Source organism: Bradyrhizobium sp. USDA 4501 (assembly GCF_054062115.1).
Genome location: NZ_JBSSEX010000001.1, coordinates 4107069 through 4123155 on the forward strand (window position 1 = coordinate 4107069; position 16087 = coordinate 4123155).

General features: G+C 67.3%; 12 protein-coding genes and 1 pseudogene. 5 read left to right on the plus strand and 8 right to left on the minus strand.

What is annotated here, in order from left to right; all coding sequences use genetic code 11:
• Positions 1 to 60: 60 nt before the first annotated feature.
• On the plus strand, positions 61 to 1398 hold the full coding sequence (gene argG, locus ACVWZM_RS18900) for an argininosuccinate synthase (protein ID WP_456854209.1): 1338 nt from the start codon (positions 61 to 63) through the stop codon (positions 1396 to 1398).
• A 169-nt stretch (positions 1399 to 1567) separates the two neighbouring features.
• On the opposite strand, the gene ACVWZM_RS18905 is transcribed toward argG, so the two are convergent.
• Both ACVWZM_RS18905 and ACVWZM_RS18910 read right to left on the minus strand, forming a co-directional pair.
• The gene (locus tag ACVWZM_RS18905) at positions 1568 to 1897 is read right to left on the minus strand and encodes a hypothetical protein (RefSeq protein WP_456854211.1); all 330 of its coding nucleotides are present in this window, start codon (positions 1895 to 1897) and stop codon (positions 1568 to 1570) included.
• Between the two features lie 136 nt (positions 1898 to 2033).
• Positions 2034 to 2156: pseudogene (locus tag ACVWZM_RS18910) on the minus strand (TetR family transcriptional regulator); the annotation flags it as partial.
• Between the two features lie 96 nt (positions 2157 to 2252).
• Here ACVWZM_RS18910 and ACVWZM_RS18915 point away from each other — a divergent pair.
• On the plus strand, positions 2253 to 2618 hold the full coding sequence (locus ACVWZM_RS18915) for a hypothetical protein (protein WP_028340880.1): 366 nt from the start codon (positions 2253 to 2255) through the stop codon (positions 2616 to 2618).
• Positions 2619 to 2728: 110 nt separating this feature from the next.
• The gene (locus ACVWZM_RS18920; protein ID WP_456854213.1) at positions 2729 to 4501 is read left to right on the plus strand and encodes an alkaline phosphatase; all 1773 of its coding nucleotides are present in this window, start codon (positions 2729 to 2731) and stop codon (positions 4499 to 4501) included.
• A 291-nt stretch (positions 4502 to 4792) separates the two neighbouring features.
• Here the strand turns inward: ACVWZM_RS18920 and ACVWZM_RS18925 are convergent, their stop codons facing one another.
• The 6 genes from ACVWZM_RS18925 to ACVWZM_RS18950 all read right to left on the minus strand — a co-directional run bounded on the left by ACVWZM_RS18925 (position 4793) and on the right by ACVWZM_RS18950 (position 13528).
• On the minus strand, positions 4793 to 7129 hold the full coding sequence (locus ACVWZM_RS18925; protein WP_456854215.1) for an OmpA family protein: 2337 nt from the start codon (positions 7127 to 7129) through the stop codon (positions 4793 to 4795).
• 187 nt (positions 7130 to 7316) lie between these two features.
• Positions 7317 to 7592, minus strand: a complete 276-nt coding sequence (locus tag ACVWZM_RS18930; protein ID WP_076834722.1) for a hypothetical protein — start codon at positions 7590 to 7592, stop codon at positions 7317 to 7319.
• 106 nt (positions 7593 to 7698) lie between these two features.
• Complete coding sequence (locus ACVWZM_RS18935; protein WP_057021286.1) at positions 7699 to 8085, minus strand: VOC family protein; 387 nt, start codon at positions 8083 to 8085, stop codon at positions 7699 to 7701.
• An 89-nt stretch (positions 8086 to 8174) separates the two neighbouring features.
• Entirely contained in the window at positions 8175 to 9032 is an 858-nt protein-coding gene (locus ACVWZM_RS18940) for an FkbM family methyltransferase (RefSeq protein ID WP_456854217.1), read from the minus strand.
• A 57-nt stretch (positions 9033 to 9089) separates the two neighbouring features.
• Positions 9090 to 11114: an ABC transporter ATP-binding protein/permease gene (locus tag ACVWZM_RS18945; protein WP_456854219.1), complete on the minus strand. Its 2025-nt coding sequence runs from the start codon at positions 11112 to 11114 to the stop codon at positions 9090 to 9092.
• 269 nt (positions 11115 to 11383) lie between these two features.
• Positions 11384 to 13528 (minus strand): ATP-binding protein, encoded by a 2145-nt coding sequence (locus ACVWZM_RS18950; protein WP_456854221.1) that lies wholly within the window; start codon positions 13526 to 13528, stop codon positions 11384 to 11386.
• 333 nt (positions 13529 to 13861) lie between these two features.
• Between ACVWZM_RS18950 and ACVWZM_RS18955 the strand changes: the two genes are divergently transcribed.
• On the plus strand, positions 13862 to 14149 hold the full coding sequence (locus ACVWZM_RS18955; protein ID WP_057018132.1) for a FeoA family protein: 288 nt from the start codon (positions 13862 to 13864) through the stop codon (positions 14147 to 14149).
• Positions 14146 to 16020, plus strand: coding sequence for a ferrous iron transporter B (gene feoB, locus ACVWZM_RS18960; RefSeq protein ID WP_057018133.1), 1875 nt, complete (start codon positions 14146 to 14148; stop codon positions 16018 to 16020). Before ACVWZM_RS18955 ends, feoB begins: the two co-directional genes overlap by 4 nt.
• Positions 16021 to 16087: the final 67 nt, after the last annotated feature.

The window sequence follows — 16087 nt, forward strand, 5'->3', positions numbered from 1 at the left end:
TCGGAAATTTGATATCGCCACCCCGGAAACATCATTGATTTCGACCGATTGGACCGTCCCATGAGTACGATTCTGAAAAGCCTGCCCACTGGCGAAAAAGTCGGCATCGCGTTCTCGGGCGGGCTCGACACCTCGGCGGCGCTGCTCTGGATGAAGCTGAAAGGCGCCAAGGTCTTCGCCTATACCGCCAATCTCGGCCAGCCCGACGAGGCCGACTACGACGCGATCCCGCGCAAGGCGGTGGATTTCGGCGCCGAGAAGGCCCGCCTCGTCGATTGCCGCACCCAGCTGGTCCATGAGGGCATCGCCGCGATCCAGTCCGGCGCGTTCCACATCTCGACCGGCGGCATCACCTATTTCAACACCACGCCGCTCGGCCGCGCGGTGACCGGCACGATGCTGGTCGCGGCGATGCAGGAGGACGGCGTCAACATCTGGGGCGACGGCTCGACCTTCAAGGGCAACGACATCGAGCGCTTCTATCGCTACGGCCTGCTGACCAACCCGAGCCTGCGCATCTACAAGCCCTGGCTCGACCAGCAGTTCATCGACGAGCTCGGCGGCCGCGCCGAGATGTCGGCGTTCATGACCGCGCAAGGCTTCGCCTACAAGATGAGCGCGGAGAAGGCCTATTCGACCGACAGCAATCTGCTCGGCGCGACGCATGAGGCCAAGGATCTCGAGAGCCTTGCGAGCGGCATCACCATCGTCAACCCGATCATGGGCGTGCCGTTCTGGCGCGCCGATTGCGACGTCAAGGCCGAGAAGGTCGTGGTGCGCTTCGAGGAGGGGCAGCCGGTCGCGCTGAACGGCAAGACGTTTGCAGATCCGGTCGCGCTGTTCCTCAAGGCCAATGCGATCGGCGGCCGCCACGGCCTCGGCATGAGTGACCAGATCGAGAACCGCATCATCGAAGCGAAGAGCCGCGGCATCTATGAGGCGCCCGGCATGGCACTCTTGCACATCGCCTATGAGCGCCTCGTCACCGGCATCCACAACGAGGATACGATCGAGCAGTACCGCATCAGCGGCATGCGGCTCGGCCGCTTGCTCTATCAGGGCCGCTGGTTCGATTCGCAGGCCTTGATGCTGCGCGAGACCGCGCAGCGCTGGGTGGCGCGTGCCGTCACCGGCGAGGTGACGCTCGAGCTGCGCCGCGGCAACGACTACTCGATATCAAACACCGAGAGCCCGAACCTCACCTACGCGCCGGAGCGGCTCAGCATGGAGAAGGTCGAGGACGCCGCCTTCACGCCGGCCGACCGCATCGGCCAGCTGACGATGCGCAACCTCGACATTGCTGACACCCGCGCCAAGCTCGGCCTGTACAACAAGACTGGCCTCATCTCGAGCGGCGAAGGCTCGCAGATCTTCCAGCTCGAGAACGACAAGGACTGAGGCGGCACCCCTCTCGCCTTGTCGTCCCGGGCAAGCGAAGCGCGACCCGGGACCCATAACCACCGGCCATGGTTATGAAGCACGCTGGTGCTCCAGCGCGCTTTTACGACTCCTCCCTGTGGTTATGGGTCCCGGCCTTCGCCGGGACGACGTGGGGAGAGAGGCCTGCCTACTTCACCCTGAGCGCATCGAGCAGCGAGCGGAACGCGCGCGCGTAATCGGTGCCGGTCTTGCCGATATCCGGCCCCGCGGAGACCGCAACCGCGGCTTCCGTCACCGCGCCGAGCAGCAGCCGCGCCAGCGGCTCGATCGGCTGCTTGGCGATCACGCCGGCATCCATCGCGGCGGCCAGCGCGCGCGGAAACTTGCCGCCGAAATGCTTGGCGTCGATCTCGCGCCAGCGTTCCCAGCCGAGCACGGCGGGGCCGTCGCGCAAGATGATCTGGCCGGTCGGGCCTTTCGAGCACGCCGCGAAATAGCCCTGCGTGCCCGCCGCCATCGCCGCCAGGCGGATCGTTCTCGGCGCGCGAGATGCGGTCGAGATCGGCAACAAGGTCGATCGACACCTGCTCGAACACCGCCTCGAACACCGCCTCCTTGGTCGCGAAGTGATGATAGACCGCGCCCTTGGCAACACGCGCGCCGGCGGCGATGTCGTCCATCGTCGCAGCGGCGAAGCCGCGCTCGCCAAAAATGCGCCGCGCCGCCTTGACGATGGCGGCTCTGGTTTTCTCGCGCCGTTCGGCCTGGGTTGCCATGGCGCATCTCTAGCCCAGTTCCAGACGCAAGCCAATTGACTTACCGACTACTAGTCGATAAATACCGACTGTAAGTCGGTAAATGGAGAATGCCCGATGCCCTCGCTTAGGACGTTGCAAGCCTTCGCTGACACGGTCGAGTCCAACGACCATGTCGGCGCGATCAGGAACTTCTATTCAGTCGATGCCCGCACCCAGGAGAACGACGGCGAGTGGCGGGTCGGCCGCGAGGCGCTGGCGGCGCGCGAGGCGGCGGTGCTGGCCGCGGTCGCCGGCGTCAAGACCACGCGGCTCGGGCCGCTCCTGCTTGACGGCGATCATTCGGCGATCTGCTGGCGCTTCGAATTCACCGGCAAGGACGGCAAGGTCCGCAGCATGGAGGAGGTCGCCTGGCAGACCTGGCGCGGCGAGGAGCTGGTCGAGGAGCGCTTCTTCTACGATCCGCAGCAGATGGCGCGCTGAAATCACGCCGGCCTTGCGGCAATACGCCCCGGCGCGCCTCATTGCGCCGTCATCCGCCGCAACTAGCCTCCGCTCCGATGCGCATGATGCGCGAGAGCGGAGCATCGATCATGATCAAGCAAGTTGCCGGGATGGCCGTCACGCTGGCGTTGTCGGCAGCGCCGGCGTTCGCCCAGACGATCTATCCGATCGATCGCGCCGATATCCTCGTCGGCGCCAAATTCGACTTCAAGGTCGAGCTTCCGGGGGTGGTCGATCAAGCAAAGCTCAAGGTCACGCTGAACGGCGCGGACTATGCCGCGGTGTTCGGCCAGGGCGGCACATTCACCGTGCACGAGGCCGGCCGGGAGCAGTCAGCGCTGGTGCTGCGCGATGTCTCGCTCGTCAAGCCCGGGCAGGTCGCCGTCGAAGTCAGTGACGGCACGCAGAGCCGGAAGATGACCTGGACCGTCTACGACACCGGGGCACGCAAGGCCAGGAACGTGATCCTGTTCATCGGCGACGGGATGTCGCCGTCGCATCGCGTCGCCGCGCGAATCCTCTCCAAGGGAATCGCGGAGGGCAAGAGCCGCGGCAAGCTCGCGATCGACGACATGCCGCATATGGCGCTGGTCGCGACCGCCGGCTCGGACTCGATCATCACCGATTCGGCGAATGCCGCGAGCGCCTACGCCACCGGCCACAAGGCCGCGGTCAATGCGCTCGGCGTCTACGCCGATCGCACGCCCGATCCGCTCGACGATCCCAGGGTCGAGACCATCGCGAGCCTCGCCAAGCGCCGGGCGGGCCTCGAGGTCGGCATCGTCACCAACACCGAGGTCGAGGACGCGACGCCGGCGGCGATGGTTGCGCATACCCGCCGCCGCGCCGCCTATGACGCGATCGTCGCGCAATATTTTGACGCGAAGCCCGACGTGCTGATGGGCGGCGGCTCCGCGAACTTCCTGCCGCAATCCGCGTCCGGATCGAAACGCAAGGACGATGTCGACTATCTCGCGCGCTTCCGCGACGCCGGCTATCCGGTCGCGACGACCGCAGGCGAACTCGCCACGCTCGCGGCCAAACCGGACACCCGCCAACTGCTCGGCCTGTTCGCCGCCGGCAACATGGACGGCGCGCTTGACCGCAAATTCCTCAAGGGAGGCGGCGTCAGGAAATTCCCCGAACAGCCGGACCTGACCGAGCAGGTCCAGGCCGCGCAGGTCCAGGCCGCGCTCACGGTGCTGTCGAAGCACGAGGCCGGCTTCTTCCTAATGATCGAGTCCGGCCTGATCGACAAATACGCCCATCTGCTCGACATGGAGCGCGCGGTCTACGACACCATCATGCTCGACAACGCGGTGCGGCTCGCAAAGGACTGGGCGAAAGCGCGCAACGACGACACGCTGATCCTGGTCGTGGCCGACCACAACCATCCGAACAGCCTGGTCGGCACCATCAATGACGACATGGCGGCGACACCCAACGTGCCGCTGCGCGAGCGCGTCGGTGTCTACGAGAAAGCCGGGTTCCCGAATTATCCGGCGCCGGACGCCGAAGGTTATCCGTCACGCGTCGATGTCAGCCGGCGGCTTGCAATCTTCTCCGCCAGCCTGCCGGATCACTACGAGACGTTCCGCCCGAAACTCGACGATCCGAACGAGCCGACCGTGAAGGCCGACCAGCCCGACACGTTCAAGGCCAATGACAAGTACAAGGATGTCCCCGGCGTCGTGCTGCGCTTCGGCAATCTGCCGGCGATGATCGGCGCCAGCGTGCATTCCGGCGAGGACGTCATTCTCACCGCGACGGGCCCGGGCAGCGAGCGCGTCCACGGCTCGATGGACAACACCGAAGTGTTCCGCGTGATGGTCGAGGCGCTGGGACTGGGTGCGGGCAAGTAACGCATGATGAGATTGAGACGAGGCATGCCCGCTGTACCCCTCCCGCTTGCGGGGGTCGAGATGAACAAAGTTTGCTGTTGGAGGGTTGGCGTGACCGGCGAGGCTTCTCCGACCTCCCCTTGAAAAGCGGAGGTCGCTTTGCTCGCGAGAGCAGGCGGGTGGGGATCTGCTCTCTCCGTAGACACCGTCACCTGCGGCTGACCCCCATCCCGACCTTCCCCCTTTCAGGGGAAGGAGAACAAACAAAAATGGCCGGGATCGCTCCCGGCCATTCCGTCATGTCGCGGCGGCTCAGCGCGGCGGCGCGGCCGAGGCGGTGCCGCCGTTGAGCAGCGGGGTGATGCGGCGGACGGTGACGCGCCGGTTGATGCGGCTCGGTCCGTCGGTCTGCTCCTTCGGATATTGAGAGCCATAGCCCTGCGAGGTCAGGTTCTCAGCCGGCACACCGAACTGCTGCGTCAAGAGCTCGGCGGCGGATTGCGCACGGCGGTCCGACAGCGACAGATTGTCGGTGTCGTTGCCGGTCGCATCCGTGTGGCCCTCGATCAGGAACACCTCGCGCGGGTTGCGCTGGATGGCCCGGTTGAGGCCGTCGGCGATCACCTGCAGCCTCGCCGCCTGGTCCGGTGGGATGGTCCACGATCCGGAGTCGAAGTTGATCGTGTTGACGTCGATGCTCGGCATCTGCATGCGGATATTAGGGCTGTAGCGGATCTCGTCCAGCGAGTAGCGCCGTTCGATCCGCTGCACCGGCGGTGCCTCCATGGTCTCGTAGATCACGTCGGGCGACGCGTCCTGAGCATCGACGATGTAGCGATCGTAGGGAATGTTGACCACCGGCGGCGGGGCGTCGACATAGAAGCCGCCGACCGCCCGCGGATCGCGATAGCTGTTGTCGATGATGACGACCTCGCGGCCGCCAGTATCCCTCCGGATTCGGCGCAACATCTGGCCGTCGGAGCCGACCACCGTGATGATCTCGCTGCCGTCGGGACGAACCACCACGGTGCGGGTTTCGCCGCCGATCGTCTCGGTGCGGATATCGCGCGCGCCATAGCGGAAACGATAGACGTCGTCGCCGCGGACATAGGCCTGGCCGCCCGGATCGCGGATGATGACGCGGTCCGGCTCGGTGTAGATGGTGCGGCCGCCCTCGACGACCTCCTGCCGCTGGCTGTGCAGGTCGGCGATGCTGCCGCCGATGATGGCGCCGGCGACCACGCCGGCACCGACGGCGGCGCCGATCGCGAGCGGCTTGATGTTGTCATGGCGCGGTGGCGGCGGCAGCGGCGCTGCGACGGCAGGCGCGGCGCGGAAGGCGGGCGCAACCGTCGGCGGCGCATATTGCGCGCGGCCGGGCGGCGGCGTTGCGGCGGCCGAGCCGGGGACGACCGATGGCGCGGGCGCGCCCATCGCGGCGCCCTGGGCTGGCGATACGCCGGGCGCGACGCCCGGACGTGCTGCCGGCTGACCCGGAGCCGGGGTCGCGCCGGGCGCGCCCATTGCCGCGCCCGGGGTCGCCGGCGTTCCGGGCGGTGTCGCCGGACGTCCCTGCTGACCTGGCGCCGGTGGCGTCGGCGTCGCGCCGGGTGCCGGAGGCGTTGTTGCGGCAGGCGGGGTGCCTGGACGCGCGGGCTGTGCGCCGGCTGCCGGAGGTGTCGGCGTCGGTGTCGCACCGGGAGCTGTCGCGGCGGGCGGCGTGCCCGGTCGTGCCCCTGCTGCCGGAGGCGTTGTCGTTGCCGAAGGCGCCTGCGTTGACGTCGCCGCGGGCGGCGTGCCCGGCGGTTGCTTGGCGCCGCCAGGACGTTCACCGCGTTCGCCACCCGGACGATCGCCGGGACGGCGTTCGGCCGGCGCCGTTGTCGGAGCTCCCGGCGTTGCGGGCGTCGGTGTCGGCGTTGCCGCCGTGGGCGGGGTGCCGGGACGTGCTGCGGGCGCGGCATTCGGCGTGGCGCCGGGCGCCGGCGTCGGCGGTGTGTGCGCGGGTCCTGCGCCGGGCGGCGGCGTGCCGGGTCGCTGCGGTGCTGCGGCCGGCGGCGGTGGCGTCGGATGTGCGGGGGCGGCCGCCGGCGGTGGCGGGGTCGGCTTCGCAGGCGCTGCTGCGGGCGGCTCCGGCCGTGCCGGTGACGGCGATGGCTTCGCGGGTGCGGCCGCGGGCGGCGGCGGTGTGGGATGTGCGGGAGCAGCCGACGGCGGAGGCGTCGTCGGGCGCGCGGCAGGCGGCTCGGGCCGTGCGGGAGCCGGCGGCGGTGCCGGATGCGGTGCGGCTGCCGGAGGCGGCGTCGGCTTTGCCGGTGCAGCTGCGGGCGGCTCGGGCCGGGCAGGGGCTGGAGGCGGGGTCGGCTTCGCGGGTGCTGCGGCCGGCGGAGCGGGATGCGCGGGTGCCGCGGCGGGAGGTGGCGCCTGCGGATGCGGTGCTGCGGCCGGCGGTGCGGGACGTGCGGGAGCACCCGGCGCACCCGGCGCGCCCGGCGCCGGCCGCGCCTTCGGCTTTCCGTCAGGTCCGGTTTCTTCCTTCTGCGCCTGTGCGACGACCAGCGGCGAAGTTTGGGCGTGCGACGCTGAGGTGGCGAATTGCATCACCGTCAGCGCAGTCGTGGCAAGCAGCACGAGACGAAGCTTTGTCATTGTCTAGGAGTCCCCGGCGGAAAGTCTGGGCAGGAAAGCAAAGTGAGAACCGAACAATTCGGCAGGACGATGAACCGCCAGCCGTTAGGCCGGATTGTGGCGAGCCACGAATCATCGGCGAAGTTTATTTCGACATTATAACGGGTTGCGTGTGTGGTTGTTCACCGCGCGTTCAGAAGAAACGCGCCTACACATTTGCAATCGACGTGGAACTTGGGCGCAAGGGCGACTCACCGGCGGCGAGTCGATCTGTCGCAGGCGGCGGGCCGGACGGTCCAGGCGGTCCGCGCACCGGTGATTCGTCAGGTGTCTTGCCGGGCAACTCGTCCGGTCGCGGCGGCTCGCCGGGTTCGCGCACCGGCTCCGGAATCTCGGGGCGCGGACTGCCGGGCGGAATTCCCGGCGGCGGTTCGCTCGGTGTGCCCGGCGTCGTCGGCGGAATCTCGGGAGGCTCGATCGGCATCATATCGAGGCCCCGCGGCTGCCGCCGCCAGATCGCGTCGCGCGCATTGATCGCTCCATCGAAGTTCGAAGCGACAACGGATCGCGCGCCGCGGCGTTCCGATGTTTCACCCGGGCGTGTGGCAGACCGCCTCGATATTGTGGCCGTCGGGATCGAGCACGAATGCGCCGTAATAGTTCGGGTGGTAATGCGCACGGATGCCGGGCGCGCCGTTGTCACGGCCGCCGGCCGCCATCGCGGCCTTGTAGAAGGCGTCGACGGTAGCGCGGTCCCTGGCCGTGATGGCGATATGCACCGGCTTGTTCATTGCGCCTTCGCCGCCGATCCAGAAGTCCGGCTTGCCGTCGGCGCCGAAGCCCGCGGCGGGCGCGTGCCCGGTCACCTCCGCGGGCACTTCCATGATCAGGCCGTAGCCGAGCGGCGCCAGCGCCGTCTGGTAGAAAGCCTTCGCGCGTTGATAGTCGGAGACGGAAAAGCCGATATGGTCGATCATCGCGAGCCTCCCTTGTTGTGTGACGCTACAGACTCGTTGCACCTCCTCCGCAAGCGGGAGAGGGAGCAGATCTCAGCCGCGGCCAGGTCTCAACTCCGCACCAGCAGCGTGTTGCTCCGCGTCCGGCCGTGCTCGACGTAACCGCGCGCATGCATGTCCGCAATGCAGTCGTCGGTCCATTCGTCCTTCGACAGATGCTCGATCACCACCGCGCGCGGCCACAGTGCCTGGGGCGCGTCGCGGAAGAAGCCGATCAGCACGCGGTCCTCGAAACCCTCGACGTCGATCTTGAGCGCATCGACCTTGCTCGCGCCGGCCTCGTCGAGGATGCGTTGCAGCCGCAGCGAGGGCACCTTGAACGCCTTGCCCGTCGGCGTGCCGATGACGATGTGGCTGGCGCCGAGATTGTCGCCGTCGGTCTCGATCATCAGTTCGCCATCGGTCGGGCCGGCGGCCGCCGCAACCAGGCGCACCTGCGGAAAGCCGGAGGCCTGGGTGTTGAATTTGAGCCGCGCATGCGTCACCGGATGCGGCTCGATCGCGATCACCTTGCCGCCGGGCCCGACATCGCGCGCCAGCGCCAGCGCATAGGTGCCGACATTGGCGCCGAGATCGACGAAGGTGCCATCCGCGCCGACATGCGCCCGCAGGAAGGCGAGTTCTTCAAGGTTGTAATCGGGATTGAACAGCGCGCCGCGCTCGGTCGCGCTTTGCTGATGATAAAAGCGGAACGATGCGCCCTGATAGGTCACGTCCAGCGGTCCGGCGCCGAACAGATTGACCAGTTTCGACAGCCAGGGCCGGAATGCGCCGCGCTTCAATCCTGAGCCATGCGCCAGGCGGATGATGGCGGCCTGCGCCGCATTGGGCGCGAAGGCGCCGAACGGCGCCGGCGATATGTCGTTGCTCGGGATCACGCATGGCCTCGTCGAAAGCGCGGCATGCATAGCCGGTTTTGCCGGCAGCGCCAACGCCCGTTACGCCGCCTTGCCCGCTGCCTGCCGTTACCGCAGGAAGCGGCCGAGCAGCCTTCGCTTGCCCTTGCGCGGGATCAGGTCGACGTCGCTGACCAGTTTGGCGCCGCCCTTGCGGCGCTCCAGCACGATCTTGCGGCTATGGAACGCTTCGAGCTCGACGCGGTGGGCGACGCTGACGATAGTCGCCTTCGGCAGTTCCGTCGTCACCGTCTCCATCATCTTGTCCTGGCTCTTCTCGTCGAGCGCGGACGTCGCCTCGTCGAGCACGACGATGTCGGGGGCATGCAGCAGCAGTCGGGCAAAGGCGAGCCGCTGCTTCTCGCCGCCGGACAGGGTCTGGTCCCACGGCGCGTCCTCCTCGATCTTGTCCTTGAGATGGTCGAGGCCGACCTTGTGCAGGGCACGGCTGATCTCATCGACGCTCCAGTCCTCCGCCGCGCCGGGATAGGCCACCGCGCGCCGCAGCGTGCCCGAGGGCACGTAGGGCTTTTGCGGCAGCATGAACAATCGGCGGTCCGCGTGCAGGCCGACACTGCCGCCGCCCCACGGCCACAGCCCGGCGATGGCGCGCACCAGCGTGCTCTTGCCGGTGCCGGATTCGCCGGCGACCAATAGCCGCTCCCCCGGTTCGATCACCACTTCGGTCTCGCCGACCACGGCGGTGCCGTCGTCCAGTGTGACGGAGAGATCGTTGAGGCTCAGCATGGCCTCGCCCGCGGTCTCGCCGCGCTCGATGCGGCCGAAGCCGTCGCCGGTCTCGGCGCGTTCGAGCCCGTCAAGCGACGTCATCAGCGAGGCGATGCGCCGGGCGCAGGCGTTCCAGTCGGCGAGCCGCGGATAGTTGTCGACCAGCCAGCCGAACGCGGTCTGCACGATGGTGAAGGCCGAGGCCGCCTGCATCACCTGGCCGAGCGACATGCTGCCGTCGAGGAATTTTGGCGCGCACAGCAGCAAGGGTACCACCGGCGCAATGAGGTTAGATCCCTGCGACACCAGCGTCGTGCGCATGTGCTGCCCAGCGAGCCGCGCCCATTGCCGCAACACATTCGAGAACGTCTTGTCGATGCCGTCGCGCTCCTCGGTTTCGCCGCCGAGCAGCGCGATGCTTTCGCCATTCTCCCGCACGCGGGTCAGTATGTAGCGGAATTCCGCTTCCGCCTGGTTCTTGTCCTCGGAGATCTGCGCGAAGCTGCGGCCGATCGCCGTGATCGAGCCCGACGCGATCGCCGCATAGATGATCGCGGCAATGACCAGGAAGCCCGGGATGCTGATCGACGAGCCGCCGAGCGTCACCGTCAGCGCGCCGCCGATGGTCCAGAGCACGACGATGAAAGTGACGGCCGAGAGCAGCGCCGACGTCACGCCGGCGACGAAGTCGACCGGAGAATCGGTCGCGATCCGCAGATCCTCCGCGATCCGGTACTCCGGATTCTTGTGATCGCCGTCGACGAGGTTGAGCTGGTAGTAGCGGCCGTTCGTCAGCCAGCGCGAGACGACGGCGTTGGTCAGCCAGGCGCGCCAGCGCCGCTGGATGCCCATGCGGCCGAACACCTGCGCGACCCCCAGCAGCACGCTGCCGATCGCCAGCGGAAAGAAGATGGCCGTCAGGTGGAAGACACTGGCCGCGTCGCGCTTTTCGATCGCATCGAAGATCGAGCGATTCCAGACATTGATGCCGTACTGAACGGCGACATTGGCGACGATCAGCAGCAGCAGGCCGATCGTGAACAGCCACGCCAGCCGGTCGCCGCTCCGGCCCCAATAGCCGCGCGCGCTGATCCAGAACCGCGTCAGCAAATAGTCCTTGCGCGCCTGTTCGGCCTCTTCGGCCGACAATTCGGGATCGGGTTCGACGATTTCCGGCGGCGGCGGTTCGACATCCTCGCCGCCTTCGGCAATCACCTCGACGAATTCCGACTTCTCATCCCCTTCGCTAGGCGCGGGATCCTTGCGCTCTTGACCGGCCGCCTTTGCGCTCGCTTTCCGGGACGATGCAGTCCTGGCCGACGACGGCCCGTCCGACGATTTGGATTTTGCCTCAGCTTTGCCCATGGCACGATAACGCCAGGCAAATTACCCGGTTCCGCACTGGGACCGGCGGTCAGTCGCGCGGATTGCAACGACTTCAGGGGCTGAGGCCCGCGCATGCGGGCGATCCAGTACGCCGCGACCTCTTGATTCAAGCACAGCCGTCTCTGGGACACTGGATCACCCGCGGGTGATGACACCGATATTCGATATCTTGAAACGAGACCTATCCTCATCGTCGTCCTGGCTTTCGCCAGGACGACAACGTGCTTGAGATGTGCCGCGCAACTACCTCACTCCGCCGGCGCCTGATCGCGCTTCAGCCGGCGCGAGCGCGTTGCTTTGTGCAGCACGCGCGCGAGCTGCTCGGCCGAATAGGGCTTCTGCAGCAGCTCGAAGCCGCCGCTGCCCTGCTGCGACAGCACCTGGCTGTAGCCGGAGGCGAGCACGATCGGCAGATCGAGGCGCTGCCGGCGGATCTCTTCCGCAAGCTCGATGCCGCTCATGCCGGGCATCACGACGTCGGTGAACACCAGGTCGAACCGGTCGGCGTCGACGGCGAGCTCCTCCAGCGCGTGGGTGGCGTTGTCCACCAGCACGCAGGTGCAGCCGAGCTGGGTCAGCGTGTCGGCGGCAAACTTTCCGACCTCGGCATTGTCCTCGACGATCAGGACCGATGCGTTGGTCCGATCGACCGAGGGCGCGTCCTCGGTGCGCTGCGCTTGCGCGCCATGCCCGCCGACGACGCGCGGCAGATACAGCGTGAATGTCGCACCCTTGCCGACTTCGCTGGTGACGGTCACCTCGCCGCCGGACTGCTTGGCGAAGCCGAACACCTGCGACAGGCCAAGGCCGGTGCCGTGACCGACCTCCTTGGTGGTGTAAAACGGCTCGAAGATGCGGCCGAACAGCTCCTGTGGAATTCCGACGCCGGTGTCGGTCACCGACACCGCGACGTGGCCGGGCGAGATCGGCGGCGTGCTGGTCGCGGACGGCAGTCTGTCCACGGCGCGGACCGCGATCGTGAGCCGGCCGACGCCGTCCATGGCGTCGCGCGCGTTCACCGCCATGTTGATGATGGCGGTCTCGAACTGGCCGGCATCGGCGTTGACGAGACAGGTCTCGTCCGGCACCTGCGCTGTGATCTCGATGCGCGCGCCGATCAGGGTTGCGATCATCTCGCTCAGGGTGCGGACATTCTGGCAGGCGTCGAACACCTCGGGCTTGAGGGTTTGCCGCCGCGCGAATGCAAGCAGCTGGTTGGTCAGCTTGGCGGCACGGTTCACGGTGTTGGAGATCGCATCGATGTAGCGCTGCCGCCGCGGCTCCGGCAGGTCCGGCCGCCGCAACATGTCGACCGACGCGCGGATCACGGTGAGCAGGTTGTTGAAGTCGTGCGCGACGCCGCCGGTGAGCTGCCCGAGTGCCTCGAGCCGCTGGCCGTGCCGCAATGCCTCCTCGGCCTCGATGCGCCGGTTGGCCTCCTCCTGCAGGCGCTGGGTTCGTCGGAAGGCGAGTGCGAGCAGGCCGAACAGCAGGGCGGTGGCCGGGATCCCGAAGATCAGGTGCTGGGCCATGGTCGACATCCAGCGCGACTGGATCGCCGAGGTTTCAAGGCCGGCACTGACATAGACCGGGTATTCCGCCAGCCGCTGATAGCGCATGCGCCGCTCGATGCCGTCGGCTGGGGATTGGATCGTCATCGTCCCGGCCTCGGGACTGGCGACGATCTGCCGCCCGAGCGGGCCGCTCGGCTGGAACCGGACATCGTGGCCAACGGCAGGGAAATGCGCCAGCACGGCGCCGTCGGTCCGGATCAGCGCCAGGAAGCTGCCCGGCTCGCGGCCGATCCTGGCGTAGAAATTCTCGAAATATTCCGGAAGCACGGAGGCCTGGATCACGCCGGCAAAGCTGCCGTCGTCGCCGTTGCGGCGCCGGCCGACGCTGAAGAACCGCGAGCCCTGATAGGGCGGCCGCGGCGTCAGCACCTCGCCGATATAGGTGCCGATGTCGCCCTGGGCATGGATCCGGAAGTAATCCCGGTCCGAGAAGTCGACGTCGGGGGCCGGCTGCACCAGGCTGTTGACGAGGGCACGGCCGTTGGCATCGAACACCCAGACCGATTTCACCTGGGGAAGCGCCATGGCGACCTGCCGCAGCCGCTCGTGCAGGCTCTTCTCGCGCGCGCCGATATCGGCATCGCCCATGCCGCGGACGACCTCGGTGACCTCGGCTAGGCCCCGATCGATGGTCTCGAACACCTTCAGCGCATGCTCATGGGCGACATCGAGCGTGCGCTGGATCTCCCGGTCGGCGGCCTCGCTGATCGAGATCCAGGACATTGCGGAGGCAAAAACGAACAGCGCCAGCGGAAGGGCCAGCGCGGCGGCCATCATCAATTGCAGCAGTCTCAGCGAATTGCGTTGTGCGGTCTGCACGGGCGCTCCGGCTCCGCGCGGACCATAACGCAAACCGTTGCGCGGGAGGAAGCGAAACGGCGCCGCCGGGCGCGGCGCGGACGCCCGTTCGCCATTCCGCGACCCGTCAAGGTTACCGGAGGCCAACCCGGATCGATCAATTCGCAGCCGGCTCGCGTCCGGGGCAGCACGGGGCGGCTGCGGCGCGGCGGCATCACGACCTCGTTAGCGCCTCGCCGGCAGTCAAGCGGAAAATCGGCCTGGATGGCGCTTCCGGGCGCTGTTTTTAGGAGTTCTAAAACCTCTCACGGGCAAACGCTTGACCCTGTGACTACCTGCTGAAAAACAGGCCGCATGACAGGCGATCCAAACAGCTCCCGGGATGATTTGCAGGACGTCCGGCTCGGACATGCGGATCGCGGTTTTGTCGGAAAGATCATCAGGCTCGATGCGCTCGTGACGGGCTCATCGCTGTCTCCGCAGGAGCTGGAGCAGCGCCTGGTCGAGATGGGATTTGTCGAGGGCGCGCGCGTGGAAATCCTGCATGAAGGCACGATCCGAAAGGACCCGATCGCGGTGCGCGTCGACAACATCACGATCGCGCTGCGCCGGAGCGAAGCCATGGCTGTGATCGTCGAATGACCGCTGCATCCCTGCGCCTGGCGCTGGTCGGCGCGCCGAACACCGGCAAGACGTCGCTGTTCAACAGCCTGACCGGCAGCCGTCAGAAGGTCGCCAACTATCCGGGCGTCACGGTCGAGCGCAAGTCCGGCGGCTTCGTCACGCCCGAGGGCCGCAGCGTGACCGTGCTCGACCTGCCCGGCACCTATTCGTTGCGCGGCCGCAGCCCGGACGAGGAGATCACCCGCGACATCGTGCTGGGCCGCTTCGACGGCGAGGCGGTGCCCGACCTCGTGCTCTGCGTCGCGGACGCCACCAATCTGCGGCTGACCCTGCGGCTGGTGCTCGAGCTGAAGCGCGTCGGCCGGCCGATGATGCTCGTGCTCAACATGATCGATATCGCCAAGCGCCGCGGCGTCACGATCGACATCGACCGGATGTCGCAGGAGCTGGGACTGCCGATCGTGACCTCGGTCGCGGTCCGCAAGGGCGGCATCGACGAGCTCCTGAAGCGGACCGACGAATTCCTCTCCAAGTCGCATGAGGCGGCGGCCAGCGAATGGACGACGCCGACGATTGCCGACCTCAAGGCGGCGCAGCGCGAGGCGGACCGCATCATCGCGGCGGCGGTGACGCTGCCGACCAAGCCCGACACGCTGACCAACCGGATCGATTCGGTCGTGCTGCATCCGGTCTGGGGTCTCGTGATCCTGGCCGTGATCCTGTTCGTGATGTTCCAGGCGGTGTTCACCTGGGCGCAGCCCGCGATGGAGTTCCTGTCGGACAGCTTCGCCGCGCTCGGGCAGCTGATCCACAATTTGCTGCCCGAAAGCTGGAGCCTGTTGCAGAGCTTCCTGCAGAACGGCGTGATCTCCGGCGTCGGCAGCGTGATCGTGTTCCTGCCGCAGATCATCATCATCTTCCTGTTCATCCTGCTGTTGGAAGATTTCGGCTACATGGCGCGCGCCGCGTTCCTGATGGACCGCATCATGGGCGGCGCCGGGCTGCATGGCCGCGCCTTCATTCCGCTGTTGTCGAGCTTTGCCTGCGCCATTCCCGGCATCATGGCGACGCGCGTCATCGACAATCGCCGCGACCGCCTGACCACGATCCTGATCGCGCCGCTGATGACGTGCTCGGCGCGCATTCCGGTCTACACGCTGATTATCTCCGCTTTCGTTCCAGCGACCACGCTGTGGGGTTTCGTCAATCTGCAGGGACTCGTGATGTTCGGCCTCTACGCCGCCGGCATCACCAGCGCGCTGACGGTGTCGGCGATCGCGAAATTCTTCTTGTGGCGCGATCACGCGCCGGCACCGTTCATGCTGGAATTGCCCGACTACAAGATGCCGCGGCCGAAGAGCATCGCGATCGGCGTGTTCACCCGCGCCAAGATGTTCCTGTACCGGGCCGGCACCACGATCCTCTCGATGATGGTGCTGATCTGGTTCCTGGCCTCGTTCCCGCAGGCGCCGGCCGGCGCCGAGGGGCCGGCGATCAACTACAGCTTTGCCGCGATGATCGGCCATGCGCTCGAGCCGCTGCTGCGGCCGATCGGCTTCAACTGGCAGATCGCGGTGGCGCTGATCCCCGGCATGGCGGCGCGCGAGGTCGCGGTCGCGGCGCTCGGCACGGTCTATTCGATCGAGGGCGGCAAGGAGGCGGCGGACCAGATCGGCCAGGTGCTGGCGCAGAAATGGACGCTGGCGACCGCGCTCTCGCTGCTGGTCTGGTACATCTTCGCCCCGCAATGCGCCTCGACGCTCGCGGTGATCCGCCGCGAGACCGGCGGCGCGAAGTGGATGGTGGTGACGTTCGTCTACATGCTCGCGCTGGCCTATGTCGCGAGCTTCCTGACTTTCAACCTCGCGCAGGCGCTCGGCCTGCATTGATCGGCAACACAGTTTCATCATCTCGACTCGAAACTGCGATAGGTGCATGCAACCAAGCGAAGCAGTA

What these genes read in the sequence shown, in the direction of transcription:
- ACVWZM_RS18920 (WP_456854213.1), top strand. Translation starts at nt 2,729, where the DNA reads ATGATCAAGCAAGTTGCCGGGATGGCCGTCACGCTGGCGTTGTCGGCA.
- feoB (WP_057018133.1), top strand. Translation starts at nt 14,146, where the DNA reads ATGACCGCTGCATCCCTGCGCCTGGCGCTGGTCGGCGCGCCGAACACC.
- ACVWZM_RS18915 (WP_028340880.1), top strand. Translation starts at nt 2,253, where the DNA reads ATGCCCTCGCTTAGGACGTTGCAAGCCTTCGCTGACACGGTCGAGTCC.
- ACVWZM_RS18905 (WP_456854211.1), bottom strand. Translation starts at nt 1,897, where the DNA reads ATGGCGGCGGGCACGCAGGGCTATTTCGCGGCGTGCTCGAAAGGCCCG.
- ACVWZM_RS18940 (WP_456854217.1), bottom strand. Translation starts at nt 9,032, where the DNA reads ATGCATGCCGCGCTTTCGACGAGGCCATGCGTGATCCCGAGCAACGAC.
- ACVWZM_RS18925 (WP_456854215.1), bottom strand. Translation starts at nt 7,129, where the DNA reads ATGACAAAGCTTCGTCTCGTGCTGCTTGCCACGACTGCGCTGACGGTG.
- ACVWZM_RS18930 (WP_076834722.1), bottom strand. Translation starts at nt 7,592, where the DNA reads ATGCCGATCGAGCCTCCCGAGATTCCGCCGACGACGCCGGGCACACCG.
- ACVWZM_RS18945 (WP_456854219.1), bottom strand. Translation starts at nt 11,114, where the DNA reads ATGGGCAAAGCTGAGGCAAAATCCAAATCGTCGGACGGGCCGTCGTCG.
- argG (WP_456854209.1), top strand. Translation starts at nt 61, where the DNA reads ATGAGTACGATTCTGAAAAGCCTGCCCACTGGCGAAAAAGTCGGCATC.
- ACVWZM_RS18935 (WP_057021286.1), bottom strand. Translation starts at nt 8,085, where the DNA reads ATGATCGACCATATCGGCTTTTCCGTCTCCGACTATCAACGCGCGAAG.
- ACVWZM_RS18955 (WP_057018132.1), top strand. Translation starts at nt 13,862, where the DNA reads ATGACAGGCGATCCAAACAGCTCCCGGGATGATTTGCAGGACGTCCGG.